Raw genomic sequence first — 15659 nt, 5'->3', positions numbered from 1 at the left:
GACTCCGGTTCGGCGGCGGCGACTTCGTCCAGGGTGCTGCCCTGCCACCGGCCCGTCGCGCACGGCGCGAGCGCGGGCAGGGGCGTCGCATCCAGGCCGAGCGCCTCGGCCGTACGGACACAGCGCGGCGACGGGGACGCGTAGACCTCGGCGCGGCCCGCGGGGAAGGGGCCGGCAGCCGCCACGGCCGCCGCGTCGAACCCGGCGTCGTCCGTGCTGAAGCGCGCCTCGCGCAGCGCCGTCGTCATGGCGGGGGAGACCAGCGTCAGCCGAGTGGTCATCCGCCGTCCCCCGCCCTCCGCCGCCGTCAGTTGCTGACGCCGACCGCGTGGCCGACCGTCTCCGGAACCGTAACGAAGTCCAGCATGGCCCGTGCGACATCCGCGCGGCTGATCGACGAACCGGCGGGGCCCGCCTCGACGGCGTGCCGGTACGTGCCCTTCCCCGCCGCGTTCGTCAGCCGGGGCGGCCGGACCGACGTCCAGTCGAGTCCGCTGTCCCGCAGGATCCGCTCCATCGTCTCAAGGTCGGTGTAAAGCTCCCTGAGCGCTGCCCACATGACCGGCACGACGAGCTTGTGCGTGACCCACGGCTGCCCGGCTCCCGTACGGTTCAGCGGCGCCGCGCTGACCACCACCAGACGGCGGGCGCCGGTCGCGCGCATCGCGTCGACCACGGCGCGCGCCGAGGCCGAGGCGGGCTTGAGCGGGTCCGTGCGGCCCGCCTGGCCCATCCCGGACAGCACGGCCTCGGCCCCGTCGACCACGCCCCGCAGGGACGCGGCGTCGAGCGCGTCGGCCCGTACGACGTCGAGGTTCGCGTGCTCGACGCCGAGCCGTGCGGGATCCCGTACGGCGGCCGTCACCTTGTGTCCGTCCGCCAGCGCGTGCGTGACGATCTGCCGCCCGACACCGCCGGTGGCTCCCAGGACCGTGAGCTTCATGGCGTTGCCCTTCTCGGGGGACGTGGGTGAGTGAATACTTACTCCCTCCAGTGTGAGTGAATACTCACCCACCTGTCAAAGCTAGACTCCGTCCCATGGCCGCTGACACCTCTCCGCCCGCCCTGACCGGGGGCGCCCTCACCCGCTCGCGCATCCTCGACGCCGCGGCCCGGCTGATGACCAGCGTGGGGCTGACGCGGATGACGACGAAGGAGATCGCCCGCGAGGCCGGCTGCTCGGAGGCCACGCTCTACAAGCACTTCAGCGACAAGGAAGAGATCTTCGTCCGCGTCCTGCACGAGCGCGCCCCGCGTTTTCCCGAAGCGCTCGCGGGACTGCCGTCCCGCGTCGGCCTGGGCGAGGTGGCGGACCACCTGGAGGAGGTGGTGCGGATGGGCGTGCCCTTCTACCGCAAGACGTTCCCGATGGGTGCCTCCCTCTTCGCCAGCCCCGGTCTGCTGGCGGCCCACCGCAAGCGGATCGCCGAGGAGAACTCGGGCCCGCACGCCGCCTCCCGGTCGCTCGCCGGGTATCTGGCGGCGGAACAGGCCCTGTCCCGGATCGCCCAGGACGTCGACCCGGACGCGGCGGCGATGCTCCTCGTCGGCGCCTGCTTCCACCGCGCCTTCCTTGAGCTGTTCTACGCACCGGACCCGCCGCCGGGCGTGCTGCTCCCGGCGGGCGAGGAGGAGTTCGCGAAGGAGACGGTCCGGGCGCTGCTGGCGGGCATCGCGCCACCCGACAGGCCCTCACCCCGCTCACGTTAGAGTTCGCAGGTGAGCCGCCCACCGACCACCGCCGATGCCCACGCCGACCCCGATGCCGACGCCGTGACCGTCGTCGGGATCGGCGCCGACGGCTGGCACGGACTGTCCGGCCCGGCGCGGGCGGCGTTGCGCGGCGCGGACGTACTGATCGGCGGACCACGTCAGCTCGACCTGCTCCCCGGGGAGTGCGCGGGCGAACGGGTCCCGTGGCCCTCGCCGCTGCGGCCCGCGGTGCCCGGCCTGCTCGCGGCCCACGCGGGGCGCGCCGTCTGCGTCCTGGCCAGCGGCGACCCGATGTTCTACGGCATCGGCCGCGCGCTGACCGAGACCGTCGGCGCCGCCGCGCTGCGGATCCTGCCGCACCCGTCGTCGGTGTCGTACGCCTGCGCCCGGCTCGGCTGGCCGGTGGAGGACACCGACGTCGTCACCCTGGTCGGCCGCCCCGCCGACCGGCTCACCGCCGCGCTGCACGACGGGCGCCGGGTCCTGGTGCTGAGCGCCGGCGCGGCGACGCCCGCCGAGGTGGCGGCGCTGCTGCGGGAGCGCGGTTACGGGCCGAGCCGGCTGCGGGTGCTCGAACAGCTCGGCGGGGCGGACGAGCGGTGCGTCGAGGGAACCGCCGCCAACTGGTCGGCGGCCGAAGGCGATCCGCTGAACGTCGTCGCCGTGGAGTGCCGCCGCGACCCGGCCGCGCTGCGGCTCGGCGCTGTGCCGGGGCTGCCGGACTCCGCGTACGAACACGACGGCCAGCTCACCAAGCGCCATGTGCGCGCGGCGACGCTGGCCGCGCTGGCGCCCGCGCCCGGCGAGTCGCTGTGGGACGTGGGCGGCGGCTCGGGGTCGATCGCCGTCGAGTGGATGCGTACGCACCCGTCCTGCCGCGCGGTCTCGGTGGAGCGCGATCCGGCGCGCGCGGAGCGCATCGGCCGCAACGCGCGGGCGCTCGGGGTGCCGGACCTGCGGGTCGTCACCGGAGCCGCGCCCGAGGCGCTGGCCGAACTGCCCGCGCCGGACGCGGTGTTCATCGGCGGCGGACTGACCGCACCGGGGATGCTGGAGAGCTGCTGGGAGGCTCTGCCGGTCGGCGGCCGGCTGGTCGCCAACACCGTGACGCTGGAGTCCGAGGCGCTGCTCGCCGACTGGTACCGGCGCCACGGCGGGGAGTTGACCCGGCTCGCCGTCGCCCACGCCGTGCCGGTGGGCGGCTTCACCGGGTGGCGGCAGGCGATGCCGGTCACCCAGTGGGCGGTCACGAAATCCGCGGCCACGAAATCCGCGAGCGACACGGCCCCAGGAGGCCAACGATGACGGTGTACTTCATCGGCGCGGGCCCCGGCGCCGCCGACCTGATCACGGTGCGCGGCGCCCGCAGGCTCGCCGCCTGCGAGGTGTGTCTGTACGCGGGCAGCCTCGTCCCGCGCGAACTGCTCGCCGAATGCCCGCCGGACGCACGGCTGGTCGACACCGCGCGGATGGATCTGGACGGTATTACGGCCGAGTTGGTCCGCGCCCACGAGAACGGCCAGGACGTGGCCCGGCTGCACTCAGGCGACCCGTCGGTCTTCAGCGCGGTCGCCGAGCAGATGCGACGGCTCGACGCGCTCGGCGTCCCGTACGAAGTCGTTCCCGGCGTACCGGCGTTCGCGGCGGCGGCTGCCGCGCTGAAGCGGGAGCTGACCGTGCCGACCGTCGGCCAGACGGTCATCCTCACCCGCGTCGCCCAGCAGGCCACCCCGATGCCGCCCGGCGAAGACCTCGCCACGCTCGGCCGCAGCGGCGCCCTGCTGGTCCTGCACCTCGCGGCCCGCTACACCGACCGCGTGGTGGCCGAACTCCTCCCGCACTACGGCCCCGACTGCCCGGCGGCGGTGGTGGCGATGGCCAGCCGCCCGGACGAACTGATCCTGCGCGGCACCCTGGCCGACATCGCCGGCCAGGTGAAGGCGGCGGGCGTGGTCCGCACGGCGGTGATCCTGGTCGGCCGCACCCTGGCGGCCACCCAGTTCCGCGACAGCCACCTGTACTCGGCGGAACGCGACCGCGACCACGACAGCGGCGAAGCCTGAGCCGTGCGGATCAGCTGACCGGAACGGCCGGGGCGTCGAGCAGCGAGCGGTCGCCGTCGAAGCCGTGGCTCAGCGCCGCCGCGACGTCCTCGTGCGGGGTGCCCATCCGGACCGCGCTGACCTGGTCCAGCAGCCGGTAGTGCTCGTCGCCGAGTTCGAGCTGGAGCGACGCGAGATATTCCGCCAGGTGCGTCAGTGAGCGGGGGCCGACGATCGGGACCAGGGCGGTGTGCGCCTGCGCGCCCCGGCGGCGGAGCCAGGCCAGCGAGACCTGGACGGGGCTGGTGCCGAGCTCGTCGGCGACCGCCAGTACGGCATCGACGGTGGCGCGCTGCGCGGCGCCCTCGACCGCGTCGCCGCGCGCGGACAGCCGGCCCTGTCCGCCCTGCCGGTACTTGCCGGTGAGCAGCCCTCCGGCCAGCGGCGAGTAGAGGAACGCGCCCAGGCCGTGGGCCTGCACCATCGGGAGCAGTTCCCGCTCGGCCGACCGCTCGGCCAGGCTGTATTCGGTCTGGATGCCGACCAGCGGGGCCAGGCCGCGCAGGTCCGCACGGGCCGCGGCGCCGGCCACCCGCCAGGCCGGGAAGTTGGAGAGTCCGCCGTGGAGGATCTTGCCGGAGCGGATCAGGTCGTCGAAGCCGGCCAGGATCTCCTCGACCGGGGTGGTGCCGTCGGGGAAATGCGGCATGAAGACGTCCACGTGGTCGGTGTTCAGGCGGCGCAGACTCGCCTCCAGGGAGCGGACCATGATCTTGCGGCTGTTTCCGGTGGTGCCGGGGCGGGGCTTGTTTTGCCGGGTCCCGCTGTACTTGGTGAGCACCACGAAGTCGTCCCGCCGGCGGCCGAGCAGCTCGCCGAGCACGGTTTCGGCCGCTCCGTCCTGGTAGAGGTTGGAGGTGTCGAACGTGGTGCCGCCCGCGGCGACGAAGGCCTCGAAGATCTGCCGCGAGGCCTCGGGTCCCGCACTGGTGGCCGAGGTGCCGAAGTTCGCGGTCCCCAGCGCGTACTCCGACACCCGTAGCCCGGTCAGTCGGCCGAACGTCTGATAGCGCATGACAACTCCTGAAAATTGGTGGTGCGATAAGCTCCACCACCGTACCAAGAAAAACGAGGGGTCACTCTTTTTATGCCCAAGGTCAGTCAGGCGCACCTCGACGCCCGCCGTCAGCAGATCGTGGACGCCGCCCGCGCCCGGTTCGCCAGTCATGGCTTCGCCCGCACGTCCATGGCCGACATCGTCACCGAGTCCGGACTCTCCAACGGGGCCATCTACCGGTACTTCAAGAGCAAGGACGAGATCGTCGTCGCCGTCTGCGAGGAGGGGACCGAAGCCCTGCCGGAAGCGCTCACCGCCGAGGCCGTCGCGGGCTTCCTCGCTTTCGTACGGGCCCGCGCGCGCGAGAGCGACCACGCGCGGCTGGTCGCCCAGATCTACGCCGAAGCCGCGGTGTCGCCGCCGCTGGCGGCCGTCGTCCAGCGACAGCTCGCCGCCATGCGGGACGCGGTCGCCGGGCTGGTGCCCGAAAGCCGCCGGCCGCAGGCCGCGCAGATCGCCGAAGGGTTCGTCGCGCTCTGCATGAGCTACAGCCAGCAGCTCGCCATCCGCGGTGACCTGGACCCCGCGCCCTTCACCGCGGCACTGATGTCGGTCATCGACGGATAGCGGGGGACAAGCCGGGGGCCGGAGGTTACGGGGCCAGCCGGGCGACCGCGCCCGTTTCGAGGGCGGCCCAGAGCGCGCCGGCAAGTCCTCGGCAGACGCGTCGGGCGGTGACCCACGCACCCTGTCTGCCGGAGGACGGCTCGTGCAATCGCTTTTTCCGGGTGGGACGCGTTCGCGGCTCAGGTGGGGAGCTGCGTGCCCGACTGCTCGCGCACCATGTAGTCCGCGTACCAGTCGGGCCAGTTGATGTCCTCCTCGCCCGTCCGCTTCTCGTGCTCGCCGTGGGCCGCCGCCGCGCGGCGCAGCGCGCTCGCCAGGTCCGGGGTCGAGGTGAACGTCGTCCCCGCGGAGTCGACACGGCCCGGCAGCCGGGAGGTGATCTCCTGGAGCAGCCAGGTGTTGCCGTCGGGGTCCGCGAAGGTGGCGAGGGACGAGTAGCTGTTGTGCCCGGGGTCGGGGCCCGCCTCCGGGCCTGCGACCGGGCCGTTCTCACCGAGGTGGAAGATCTCGCCCACGTTCACACCGGCGGCCAGCAGGTCGTCGCGCGTCGCCGCGAGGTCCGAGACGATCAAGTACAGCCGCTGGGCCGACCCGGGCGCGCCTGTCGTCAGGCCCTCACCGAACTGGACCGAGCACCACGAGCCGGGCGGCGTCAACTGGACGACCCACGGAGGAGTTTCGTCCAGCCGCCAGCCGAGCTTCTGGTAGAACTCCCGCGCCCGGTCGACGTCCGAGACGGGCAGGGTGACCACTTCAAGTTTCATGTCAGCACGCATCGTGACCTCCTCACGTCGTACCCGCCGCCGCGATGGCGGCCCGTACCTGCTGGGCGAACCCGGCCACGGTGAAATCGGGGGCCACGCCCTCGATGAAGACCAAGTCGCTGATGGCGCTGTTGATCCGCAGGTGCCGGATCGCCCGGTACTCCGGCGAGTCGTACCACTCGCGGGCGGCGTCCATGGTCGGGAACTCCATCAGTACGGCGGAGTCCGGCCAGGCGCCTTCGACGACCTCCACAGGGCCTTGAGCCAGCCACCGGCCGCCGAACGGCTTTGCGGTGCCTTCCACTTGCTCCAGATACGACAGTCCCTCCTCGGTGGGAACACCGCCGGGGATACGCAAATGGTTGATCAGGTACGCCGTCATGGGACTCCGTCCCTTGCGCGTATGGCAGGGTTTAGCACGTTTTGACCAGCGTACTGCGGGCGGCGGCCGCTTGCCGGTCGGGGGCAGGCGGGCGGGGAATTCGTCACGTGGCACGACGCCGGCACTGCTCATTCGTGTGAGTAATGCGGCCCGGCAGTTTCGGTCCTCGGTAAGGGCGTTGCGGTCGCGTGGAGTTCGGCAAGGAACGCCTCACGGTCGTGATGGGCCGCTATGAAAAGGCGAATCGTGGAGCTGCGGACGAGTTTCTGTTTCGGCGTGCGCCGGCGCATCCGAAAATGTGCTCGGATGCGCCGCCCCAGCCACCTCACGCACCGGGGCCGGCGTCCTCGGAGGTCTTGCGGTCGGGGCACTTCGGGTGGCCGCACTCGCACGGTGGCCAGTCCAGCGCCGACTTGGGCGCAAGCTCCGCCCCCTCGTCCTCGACCCAGGCACCAGGGGCTTTGCGGACGACGAGGATGCCGTCCTGACCGAACTCCTCCGTCATTTCCGACAGCATCCTGCGGGCCTCGCTCGGGCCGTGAACAATGCTGGATTCGGGGGTCATTGATTCCGCCATGGGTCGGGTACCTTTCACCGGGTCACGTGCTCTTCACGCTTTTCTCTCTCCACCATCGGCCCAACCGCGTACCGTGAGAAGCGTTTTGAGTCCCGAGCCCATCCATGGGAGCTTTGGAGGCAGTGTTATGGCCCGCCCTTCGCGCGAATTAACCCCCGACCTGTCAGCCCGACACTTGTTCGGTGCGAAGATGCGGGTCTTCAGGGAACGGCACGGAATGACGCTGGAGTCGTTGGCGTCCGTCGTGCACATGAGTAAGAGCCATCTGTCGCGCATCGAGATCGCCGACTACGTGCCACCGCCGGGGCTGGCGGCCCAGTTGGACGCCTGCTTCGGGACGGACGGGATCTTCCAGGAGCTGTACGCGCTGGCTCGGAAGGAGATCCATCCGGACAGGTACCGGCGCCGAATGGAGCTTGAGGCTCGGGCTCGGACCATTGACCAGTACGCCGGGCAGATCGTTCCTGGGCTGGTGCAGACGGAGGATTACGCGCGGCAGATCTTCCAGGAGACGCATCCACAGGCCGCCCAGGACCGGATCGAGGAGCTTGTCACCGCACGAATGAGCCGTCAGTTGCTGCTCAACGGTTCTCCGGCGCTGGATCTGTTCATGATCCTTGACGAGGCTGTAATCCGGCGGCCTGTCGGGGGCCCGGATGCGATGCGAGCGCAGCTCGCCCGTCTGATAGATCTCTCGGACGGGCCTAACACCACCGTGCAGGTGCTCCCGTTTTCCCATGGCGCGCATGCGCTTATGGGGGGCTCGTTGACGCTGATGACCCTGGACGAAAAGCAGGTTGTCGCCTATGAAGAGAGCTTCGCGAGTGGCACGCTCCTCGAAGACCCGGAAAGCGTCAGGACCCGAGCACGGGCCTACCATCTGATGAGGGCTTACGCCCTGCCGCCCCGCGACTCGGCGGCACTCATCCGATCGGTCATGGAGGCACTACCCACATGAGCACCACCCTGGACCCTTCTCTGGCGGAGTGGGTCAAGTCCACCTACAGCAACGGTGACGGCGGCGACTGTGTGGAGTGGGCGCCGAAGATCGCCGCGTCCGGTGTCGTACCCGTACGGGACAGTAAGGTCCCCGCAGGTCCGGTCCTCTTCGTCAACGCCGACGGTTGGGCCGCGTTCGTCCACGCTCTGAACGACGAGGGTTTTCCCATAGCCTGAGCCACAACAACGGACGGCCGGAACCTGCCTGGTGCAGGGTCCGGCCGTCCGTTCTTATGGGCTGCATGTGGATCAAATCCAGTTACAGCAACGGCGGTGGCGGCGACTGCCTTGAGTGGGACCCGGCTTCCGCCGCCGCGTCCGGCGTCGTCCCCGTACGCGACAGCAAGAGCCCTGCCGGGCCCGTCCTTCGCCTCAAGGCCGCGAGCTGGTCCGCGTTCGTTCAAGGGGTGAACGACTTGGCCCGGCCTTGAACATTCCGCTGCCCCACGTATGGCCACGGCCTGTTGGGATGGCATCAACTCCCTTAGGAACGGGGGAGGTTGCCATTCCGCATGCTTGACCACATGTGAAGGATGTAGCTGACACCATGCGCATCAACAGAACGGCCGCAGTCGCCGTAGCGGCGATCGGACTTGTCGGAACGGGGCTGGCCATGGCGCCCGTCGCGTCCGCCGCACCGAGCAAACCCGCCGCAGCAGCCAAGCCCGCCGTCGTGCCGCCCGGTCACGACTGCACCGCCGGCTGGGTCTGCCTCTACTACAACTCCTCGGCGTACGGCTGGGGGGCCGTCTTCGCCACCGCCGCGCCCATTTCGAACTACCAGAACTGGCAGTTCTACGCAGGCAAGAACGGCAGCGCGGGCGCGGGCCTGAGCGTCAAGAACCACGCCGCTGCCGTGGACAGTTGGGGCAACTCGACGTTCCGCATCTACTACAACAGCGGCTACAACTGCTCCGTGGCCTGCCAGGACATCCCCGCGCAGGGAAGCGCGGATCTGAACTCCTCGCTCAAGAACAACAACGCGTCCGGCAAGTTCCTGTGATGCGCGGGCCGGGGAGGGCAGCCGCCCTCCCCGGCTCCGTTCCTCCGTTCACCTCAAGGAACCGGGACTCATGACCGTGCGTCGCCTGGCCGCCCTGTTCGCCCTCGGGTGTGCCGTCCTCCTGCTGCCGGGGTGCTCCTCCTCGTCCCCTTCGGCGTCGCCCTCGTCCTCGGCCTCCACGGGCGCCTCACCGCAGGCGCTGGACGACCTGTCGGGCGTCCCGGTGCTGACCGACGCCAACCACCGGGCCATGCCGCTGGATCCGTACCTGCTCAACCCGAAGCAGTCCCGGACGATCAGCCAGGCCTCCGCGGCCCTGGTCTCCCGGTGTATGCGACGGCTGCGCTTCGACTACGCCCAGCCTGCGCAGAGCGGCGATACCACCGGCATCGGCGCCGACGCGCCCACCACCCGCATGGACGGCTATTTCGGGTTCCAGACCATGGCCCATGCGAAGACCTTCGGCTATCACTCCGAGGGCGCGTCTCCGCAGGCCGGAGCCCAGGCCGGAGCGGCGGCCGGAGGTCAGGCCCCCGCGCTGACGGCCGGCGAGAACACCGCCCTGACCGGTACGGCCGACCCGAAGCGTAAGAACGGCCCCGGCGGCATGACGCTCAACGGCCGCACCGTCCCGGATCACGGCTGCGTCGGTGAGGCGAACCGGATCCTGACCGGCAGCGTCACGGGCAGCGCGGGCAACCCCGACTTCGTCGTGTCACTCAAGTTCGACACGCTGGCCAAGGGGCAGCAGGACCCCCGGACCCGCGCGGTGTTCGCCTCCTGGGCGGACTGCATGCAGCGCAAGGGCCACCCGTACGCCGACCCGCTCGCGGCCTCGGGCGACGCCCGCTGGTCCTCGGGACCTGCCCCGACCGCCGAGGAACTGCGGGTAGCGGTGGCCGATCAGGAGTGCCGTCACGACACCAACGTCGTCGGCGTGTGGTTCACGGCCGATTTCGGCTACCAGCAGGCGGCCGTGAAGCAGTACGGCGCGCGCCTGGACGGCGTACGCCGGGCGATGACGGACCATCTCGCTGCGGCGCGGAAGGCGCTCACTGGTTCGTAGCAGGGCCTAGGCGGGGTCGCTGCGGCCGACCACCGCGCCCGCTCGGTCGATGCAGATGACGTCGACCGTCACCGGCGCCCCGCGCAGGACCCGTAGCGCTTCCTCGCGGGCCTTCAGCGCGACCGCGTCACCCAGGGGGACCCCTGCCGACTGGCAGAGGCGCAGCGCGGCCAGGCCGGTGTTGGCTTCCGCCACCTGCGCCGCCAGCTCGGCCGAGGCGCCCGCCGCCACCGCCAGCTCCGAGAGGAAGGCTTTGTCGACCTGGGAGCGGGCCGAGTGCAGGTCCAGATGGCCAGCCGCCAGCTTGGAGAGCTTGGCGAAGCCGCCGCAGATCGTCAGCCGGTCGACCGGATGGCGGCGGATGTACTTGAGCACCGCGCCCGCGAAGTCGCCCATGTCGAGCAGCGCCAGCTCCGGGAGGTCGTAGGCCGCGCGGACCGTCTTCTCCGACGTGGAGCCCGTACAGCCCGCGACATGCGTCAGGCCCGCCGCGCGCGCCACGTCCACGCCACGGCGGATCGAGTCGATCCAGGCCGAGCAGGAGTACGGGACGACGATGCCCGTGGTGCCGAGGATCGACAGGCCGCCGAGGATGCCCAGCCGCGGGTTCCACGTGGAGCGGGCGATCTCCTCGCCGTCGTCCACGGAGACCGTCACCTCCACGTCACCCGTCCCGCCGTGCCGGGCCGCCACCTGCGCGATGTGTTCGCGGATGAGGCGGCGCGGTACGGGGTTGATGGCCGGTTCGCCGACGTCCAGCGGCAGACCGGGCAGGGTGACCGTCCCGACGCCGGGGCCCGCGCGGAAGACGACGCCCGCGCCGGGGCGCAGCTCCCGTACCGTCGCGCGGATCAGCGCGCCGTGCGTGACGTCCGGGTCGTCGCCCGCGTCCTTGATCACCCCGGCGGTCGCCTGCCCGGCGGTGCGCTCCTCCGTCGCGAGGGCGAAGGACGGGGTGTGGCCCTTGGGCAGGGTGATGCTGACCGGGTCCGGGAAATCGCCGGTCAGGAGGGCGGTGTACGCGGCGGTCGCCGCCGCCGTCGCGCACGCGCCGGTGGTCCAGCCGGCCCGCAGTCCGGTGTGTTCGAGTTGGGCCGCGCGCCCACCCCTGGCAGGCTCAGTCATGGCACGACCCGTGCGGGCCGCGGGCGAAGGGGGAACACGTGAAGGGATTGCCGGTGCTCCATGTGTTGATCCTCGGCGGTACGACCGAGGCGCGCGCCCTCGCCGGGCTCCTGCACGGGCGGCCGGAGCTGCGCGTCACGACGTCGCTGGCCGGCCGGGTCGCCCGGCCCGTACCGCCGCCGGGCGAGGTGCGGATCGGCGGGTTCGGCGGCGTGACAGGGCTCGCCGACTGGCTGCGTGAGCACCGTGTGGACGCGCTCATCGACGCCACCCATCCTTTCGCCGAGATCATCAGCTTCAACGCGGCCCGTGCGGCCACCGCTGACCATGTTCCCCTGCTGGCCCTGCGCCGGCCGTCCTGGGTCCCGGCCGAGGGCGACGACTGGCACCCGGTCGGCTCATTGGACGAGGCGGCGCAAGCGCTGCCCGGCCTCGGGGCGCGGCGGGTCTTTCTCACGACCGGCCGAACGGGGCTGGCCGCGTTCGCCGGCCTGGAGGACGTGTGGTTCCTCGCCCGGTCCGTGGACCCGCCCGAGCCGCCGCACCCGGCCCGTATGAAGCCGCTGCTCGACCGGGGGCCCTTCACGCTCGACGGGGAGCGGAAGCTGCTGCGGCGGCACAAGATCGACGTCGTGGTGACGAAGGACAGCGGCGGCGCCGCCACGGCCCCGAAGCTCGCCGCCGCCCGGGAGGCCGGGCTGCCGGTCGTCGTCGTACGGCGGCCCGCCATGCCGGCGGGGGTGGCGGTGGTGTCGACGGCGGACGAGGCGGCGGCGTGGCTGGAGCAGCTGTCGGTGCGGCTGGGGGAGTGACGGACGGGATCTACCGCTCCGGGTAGCGGCGTGGCGTCCACACGACCTGGTCGCCGTCGCCTCCGTTGCCGTCGCCGCGTCGTACCGTCACCGTCTGGGACGAGCCCACCAGCAGGATCGTCCGCATGTCGACCTGTGCCGGATCGAGGTCGGCGAGCCGGACGATCCGTACCCGCTCCTCCGGACCGCCCACGTCGCGGGCCAGCACCACCGGGGTGTCGGGGGCGCGGTGTTCGAGCAGCAGCTCGCGTGCCTTGCCGACCTGCCAGGTGCGGCTGCGGGAGCCCGGGTTGTAGAGGGCGAGGACGAGATCGGCTGCCGCTGCCGCGTGCAGCCGCTCCGCGATGACCTCCCACGGCTTGAGCCGGTCGGAGAGCGAGATGACCGCGTAGTCGTGGCCCAGCGGGGCGCCCACCCGGGAGGCGGCGGCGTTGGCCGCCGTCAGGCCCGGCAGGATCCGTACGGGCACGTCGCGGTACGGGTCGGTCGAGGCGACCTCCAGGACCGCCGTGGCCATGGCGAAGACGCCCGGGTCGCCCGAGGAGACGACCGCCACGCGCCGGCCGCGCTTCGCGAGGTCCAGGGCGAACTCGGCGCGCTCCGACTCGACCTTGTTGTCGGACGGGTGGCGCCGCTGGCCCGCCCGTACCGGCACGCGGTCGAGATACGTCGTGTAGCCGACCAGATCCTCGGCCGCCGCCAGCTCGCCGCGCGCCTCGGGCGTCAGCCACATCGGGCCTGCGGGGCCGGTGCCGATGACGACGACCTCGCCGCGCTCGCGGTTTTGTCTTGGTGCCGCGTCGACCCGGCTGGGCAGGACGGCGACGGCGAAGTACGGCACGGAGTCCGGGTCGGCGTCGGCGAGGGGCAGGGTGCGTTCGCCGCTCATCGTGGCGCGCTCGACGTACTGGGCGTCGGGGAGCCGGCCCGCGCGTTCGATGGCGCGCCGCACGGCGGGGAAGGTGCGGCCGAGCTTCATCACCACCGCCGAGTCGGCCGACGCGAGGCGGGCCGTCAGCTCCTCCTCGGGCAGGGTGCCCGGCAAGACCGTCAGCACCTCCTCGCCCTCGACCAGCGGCGTACCGAGCCGGGCCGCAGCGGCGCTCACGGACGTGACGCCCGGGACGACCTCGGTGGGATACCGGTCGGCGAGCCGCTTGTGCATGTGCATGTACGAGCCATAGAAGAGCGGATCGCCCTCGGCGATCACGGCGACCGTGCGGCCCGCGTCCAGATGCGCGGCGAGCCGGGCGGCGGACTCGGCGTAGAAGTCCTCCATGGCGCCCTGGTAGCCGCCGGGGTGGTCGGTCGTCCCGGTGGTGACCGGGTAGACCAGCCGCTCCTCGACGTGGTCGGGGCGCAGGTGTTCGGCGGCGATGGAGCGGGCGATGGACCGGCCGTGCTGGGCGCAGTGGTACGCGACGACGTCGGCCTCGGCGATGACCTGGACGGCGCGGACGGTCATGAGGGAGGGGTCGCCGGGGCCGAGGCCCACGCCGTACAGCCTGCCGGTTCCTGCGGTGTTCTCGGTCACTACTCTTCCTCGCTCGCGATCGCGTTGATGGCCGCCGCCGCTATCGCGCTGCCGCCGCGCCTGCCCCGTACGACGAGGTGTTCCAGACCCGAGGGGTGCGCGGCGAGCGCGTCCTTCGACTCGGCGGCGCCGATGAAACCGACCGGGACGCCGATGACGGCGGCCGGGCGGGGTGCGCCGTCCTCGATCATCTCCAGCAGCCGGAACAGCGAGGTCGGCGCGTTGCCCACGGCGATCACCGCGCCGCCCATCCGCTCCCGCCACAGCTCCATGGCCGCCGCGCTGCGCGTCGTGCCCAGCTCGGCGGCGAGGGCGGGCACGGACGGGTCGGACAGGGTGCAGACGACGTCGTTGCCGGCGGGCAGCCGCTTGCGGGTGACACCACTGGCGACCATCGAGACGTCGCACAGGATCGGCGCGCCCGCCCGCAGCGCCTCGCGGGCGCGGGCCACCACGCCGGTGGTGAAGCCGAGGTCCGCGACCAGGTCGACCATGCCGCAGGCGTGGATCATCCGGACGGCGACCTGCGCGACATCGGCGGGGAGTCCGGTCAGGTCCGCCTCGGCGCGGATCGTGGCGAACGAGCGGCGGTAGATCGCCGCGCCGTCCTTCTCGTAGTCGAACGCTGTGGACACAGGGGTCTCGCTCATCTCGTCTGTCGCCATGGTTGGTAGATGCCTTCGCCCGTCGCGACGAGGTCGACCCAGCTCCGCCCGGCCGGATGGCCGCAGCGGCGGGCGCAGCCCGACCAGTGGACGGGCGGGTCGTCCGGGTGCCGGCGCGGGGCCGCGTCGGACCGTACGTCCGAGAGCGCCTTCGCACAGCCGGGCCGGCCGGTGCACGCGCTCACGCCGTACCAGGGGGAGGTGGCGTCGGTGATCAGGCCCGCCGTGTGGAGGCGGGCCAGCAGGTCACGCGCGGCGGCGGGGGCGAGGCCGGGGATCACGACGCCACGCCAGGGGGTGACGCGCAGCTCACCCGTTCCGCTGCGGGTGTCCTGCAACAGCCGCCATTGCGCGACGCTGAGGCGGCCGAGCGGCGCGTAGACGGAGACGGCGGTGGTGCCGTCGCGGGGGGAGTGGATGAGACCGGGCGGGGGCTGCGCGCCGGGGACGTGAGGGTGAGCGGTGCCGGCGTCGGGTGACCGGGGTATCGCGGCCGCCAGGAGGCCCGCCGCGCGCAGCGCGCCCTCCACCGCCCCGGCCAAGCCGTGGCCGTCCGGCAACTCCCTTACGCGCCAGGCGCCCGAGCCGGTCGCCTCCGCCAGCGTGAGGAACGTCTCCGCCGCCAGCAGTGCCGCCTTCGGGGCGTTCGCGGCCGGGACGACCGGGCCGCCTGTCCTGTTCGTGCCGGTACGTACCGTCGCCGAGCCGTCGGGCCGTGCGAGCAACGTCACATCGGCGCCCAGCTCAGCGACATCGCCCCGGCCGTCGTCCAGCGCGAACAGGAAGCGGCCGGAAAGTCCCGTCGCCGCCGGGCTCGCGCAGAGCAGTCCGTCCAGCTCGCGGGCCCACAACTGGACGTCCGCGTAAGGGACTTCGTCCAGTCCGGCCAGCGGTGACGCGACGATGTTGCGGACCCGCTCGTGCTCCTCCGACGGCAGCAGACCGGCGTCGTACAGCAGCCGCGCCAGCTCGCCGCCGCAGCTCTCGCCCAGACCGCGGAGCTGGACGTTGCCTCGGGACGTGAGGTCGAGATGGCCGTCGCCAAGACGCTCGGCGGCCGACGCCAGCACCTCCGCCTGACGGAACGTCAGGAGTCCGGCGGGCAGCCGCAGTCGCGCGAGGCGGCCGTCGTCGGCCGGATGCAGCCGCAGCGCGCCGGGGCACGCGTCGCCGCGCTCGCGTACGGCGGGGCCGCGCTCCCGTGCGGGAGCTTCGTCCCGGTTCACGGGTGTTGGCGAGGTCGGCGGCATGGCGGCGAGCATACCCACGTGCGCCTCCCTGGGGTCTGTCGTG

The 15659-nt window shown here is 72.2% G+C and carries 20 protein-coding genes; 10 read left to right on the top strand and 10 right to left on the bottom strand.

The genetic code is table 11. From position 1 onward, the window contains the following. Both HY68_RS44870 and HY68_RS07865 read right to left on the bottom strand, forming a co-directional pair. Nucleotides 1-281: histidine phosphatase family protein (locus tag HY68_RS44870; protein ID WP_041986120.1), on the bottom strand; the 281-nt coding region annotated here is incomplete at its 3' end. Nucleotides 282-307: 26 nt separating this feature from the next. Beyond that, nucleotides 308-943: an SDR family oxidoreductase gene (locus HY68_RS07865; RefSeq protein ID WP_041986116.1), complete on the bottom strand. Its 636-nt coding sequence runs from the start codon at nucleotides 941-943 to the stop codon at nucleotides 308-310. Nucleotides 944-1038: 95 nt separating this feature from the next. Here HY68_RS07865 and HY68_RS07860 point away from each other — a divergent pair, with 95 nt between their 5' ends. The 3 genes from HY68_RS07860 to cobM are packed head-to-tail and all read left to right on the top strand — an operon-like array spanning nucleotide 1039 to nucleotide 3776. Beyond that, nucleotides 1039-1710 (top strand): TetR/AcrR family transcriptional regulator, encoded by a 672-nt coding sequence (locus HY68_RS07860; protein WP_041986113.1) that lies wholly within the window; start codon nucleotides 1039-1041, stop codon nucleotides 1708-1710. A 9-nt stretch (nucleotides 1711-1719) separates the two neighbouring features. Continuing rightward, entirely contained in the window at nucleotides 1720-3018 is a 1299-nt protein-coding gene (locus HY68_RS07855; protein WP_041986109.1) for a bifunctional cobalt-precorrin-7 (C(5))-methyltransferase/cobalt-precorrin-6B (C(15))-methyltransferase, read from the top strand. Next, a complete protein-coding gene (gene cobM, locus HY68_RS07850; protein WP_041986106.1) occupies nucleotides 3015-3776 on the top strand; it encodes a precorrin-4 C(11)-methyltransferase in 762 nt (253 codons plus the stop codon). Before HY68_RS07855 ends, cobM begins: the two co-directional genes overlap by 4 nt. A 10-nt stretch (nucleotides 3777-3786) precedes the next feature. Here cobM and HY68_RS07845 read toward each other — a convergent pair whose 3' ends face one another. Further along, nucleotides 3787-4830, bottom strand: coding sequence for an aldo/keto reductase (locus tag HY68_RS07845; RefSeq protein WP_041986102.1), 1044 nt, complete (start codon nucleotides 4828-4830; stop codon nucleotides 3787-3789). Nucleotides 4831-4902: 72 nt separating this feature from the next. Here HY68_RS07845 and HY68_RS07840 point away from each other — a divergent pair, with 72 nt between their 5' ends. Further along, a complete protein-coding gene (locus tag HY68_RS07840) occupies nucleotides 4903-5439 on the top strand; it encodes a TetR family transcriptional regulator (protein WP_041986098.1) in 537 nt (178 codons plus the stop codon). A 179-nt stretch (nucleotides 5440-5618) separates the two neighbouring features. Here the strand turns inward: HY68_RS07840 and HY68_RS07835 are convergent, their stop codons facing one another. The 3 genes from HY68_RS07835 to HY68_RS07825 all read right to left on the bottom strand — a co-directional run bounded on the left by HY68_RS07835 (nucleotide 5619) and on the right by HY68_RS07825 (nucleotide 7162). After that, nucleotides 5619-6215, bottom strand: a complete 597-nt coding sequence (locus HY68_RS07835) for a VOC family protein (protein ID WP_041986094.1) — start codon at nucleotides 6213-6215, stop codon at nucleotides 5619-5621. Nucleotides 6216-6225: 10 nt separating this feature from the next. After that, nucleotides 6226-6585: a DUF1330 domain-containing protein gene (locus HY68_RS07830; protein ID WP_041986090.1), complete on the bottom strand. Its 360-nt coding sequence runs from the start codon at nucleotides 6583-6585 to the stop codon at nucleotides 6226-6228. Nucleotides 6586-6910: 325 nt separating this feature from the next. Next, on the bottom strand, nucleotides 6911-7162 hold the full coding sequence (locus tag HY68_RS07825; RefSeq protein WP_041986086.1) for a hypothetical protein: 252 nt from the start codon (nucleotides 7160-7162) through the stop codon (nucleotides 6911-6913). A 127-nt stretch (nucleotides 7163-7289) separates the two neighbouring features. Between HY68_RS07825 and HY68_RS07820 the strand changes: the two genes are divergently transcribed. From HY68_RS07820 to HY68_RS07805, 5 genes are all read left to right on the top strand, one after another. After that, entirely contained in the window at nucleotides 7290-8120 is an 831-nt protein-coding gene (locus HY68_RS07820) for a helix-turn-helix transcriptional regulator (protein ID WP_041986082.1), read from the top strand. Further along, entirely contained in the window at nucleotides 8117-8338 is a 222-nt protein-coding gene (locus HY68_RS07815; RefSeq protein WP_041986077.1) for a DUF397 domain-containing protein, read from the top strand. Before HY68_RS07820 ends, HY68_RS07815 begins: the two co-directional genes overlap by 4 nt. 65 nt (nucleotides 8339-8403) lie before the next feature. After that, nucleotides 8404-8592: a DUF397 domain-containing protein gene (locus tag HY68_RS40465; protein WP_241778495.1), complete on the top strand. Its 189-nt coding sequence runs from the start codon at nucleotides 8404-8406 to the stop codon at nucleotides 8590-8592. A gap of 116 nt (nucleotides 8593-8708) precedes the next feature. Further along, complete coding sequence (locus tag HY68_RS07810; RefSeq protein ID WP_041986075.1) at nucleotides 8709-9164, top strand: hypothetical protein; 456 nt, start codon at nucleotides 8709-8711, stop codon at nucleotides 9162-9164. Between the two features lie 70 nt (nucleotides 9165-9234). After that, nucleotides 9235-10230: a hypothetical protein gene (locus HY68_RS07805; protein WP_052457038.1), complete on the top strand. Its 996-nt coding sequence runs from the start codon at nucleotides 9235-9237 to the stop codon at nucleotides 10228-10230. A gap of 6 nt (nucleotides 10231-10236) precedes the next feature. Here the strand turns inward: HY68_RS07805 and HY68_RS07800 are convergent, their stop codons facing one another. Then, nucleotides 10237-11355 (bottom strand): cobalt-precorrin-5B (C(1))-methyltransferase, encoded by a 1119-nt coding sequence (locus HY68_RS07800; RefSeq protein ID WP_041986073.1) that lies wholly within the window; start codon nucleotides 11353-11355, stop codon nucleotides 10237-10239. Nucleotides 11356-11393: 38 nt separating this feature from the next. Here HY68_RS07800 and HY68_RS07795 point away from each other — a divergent pair, with 38 nt between their 5' ends. After that, the gene (locus tag HY68_RS07795) at nucleotides 11394-12167 is read left to right on the top strand and encodes a cobalt-precorrin-6A reductase (protein WP_241778494.1); all 774 of its coding nucleotides are present in this window, start codon (nucleotides 11394-11396) and stop codon (nucleotides 12165-12167) included. A 10-nt stretch (nucleotides 12168-12177) separates the two neighbouring features. Here HY68_RS07795 and HY68_RS07790 read toward each other — a convergent pair whose 3' ends face one another. The 3 genes from HY68_RS07790 to cobG all read right to left on the bottom strand — a co-directional run. After that, nucleotides 12178-13701, bottom strand: coding sequence for a precorrin-2 C(20)-methyltransferase (locus HY68_RS07790; RefSeq protein ID WP_041986066.1), 1524 nt, complete (start codon nucleotides 13699-13701; stop codon nucleotides 12178-12180). Then, the gene (locus HY68_RS07785) at nucleotides 13701-14351 is read right to left on the bottom strand and encodes a precorrin-8X methylmutase (RefSeq protein ID WP_041986063.1); all 651 of its coding nucleotides are present in this window, start codon (nucleotides 14349-14351) and stop codon (nucleotides 13701-13703) included. Before HY68_RS07785 ends, HY68_RS07790 begins: the two co-directional genes overlap by 1 nt. After that, nucleotides 14348-15659, bottom strand: a 1312-nt coding sequence (cobG, locus tag HY68_RS07780; RefSeq protein WP_347560404.1) for a precorrin-3B synthase, incomplete at its 5' end; no start/stop codon positions are given. The genes cobG and HY68_RS07785, both read right to left, overlap by 4 nt.

Origin of the sequence: Streptomyces sp. AcH 505, assembly GCF_000818175.1 — a bacterium.
Classification (GTDB): Bacteria; Actinomycetota; Actinomycetes; order Streptomycetales; family Streptomycetaceae; genus Streptomyces.
This window is presented reverse-complemented; position numbering and strand designations above follow the sequence as displayed.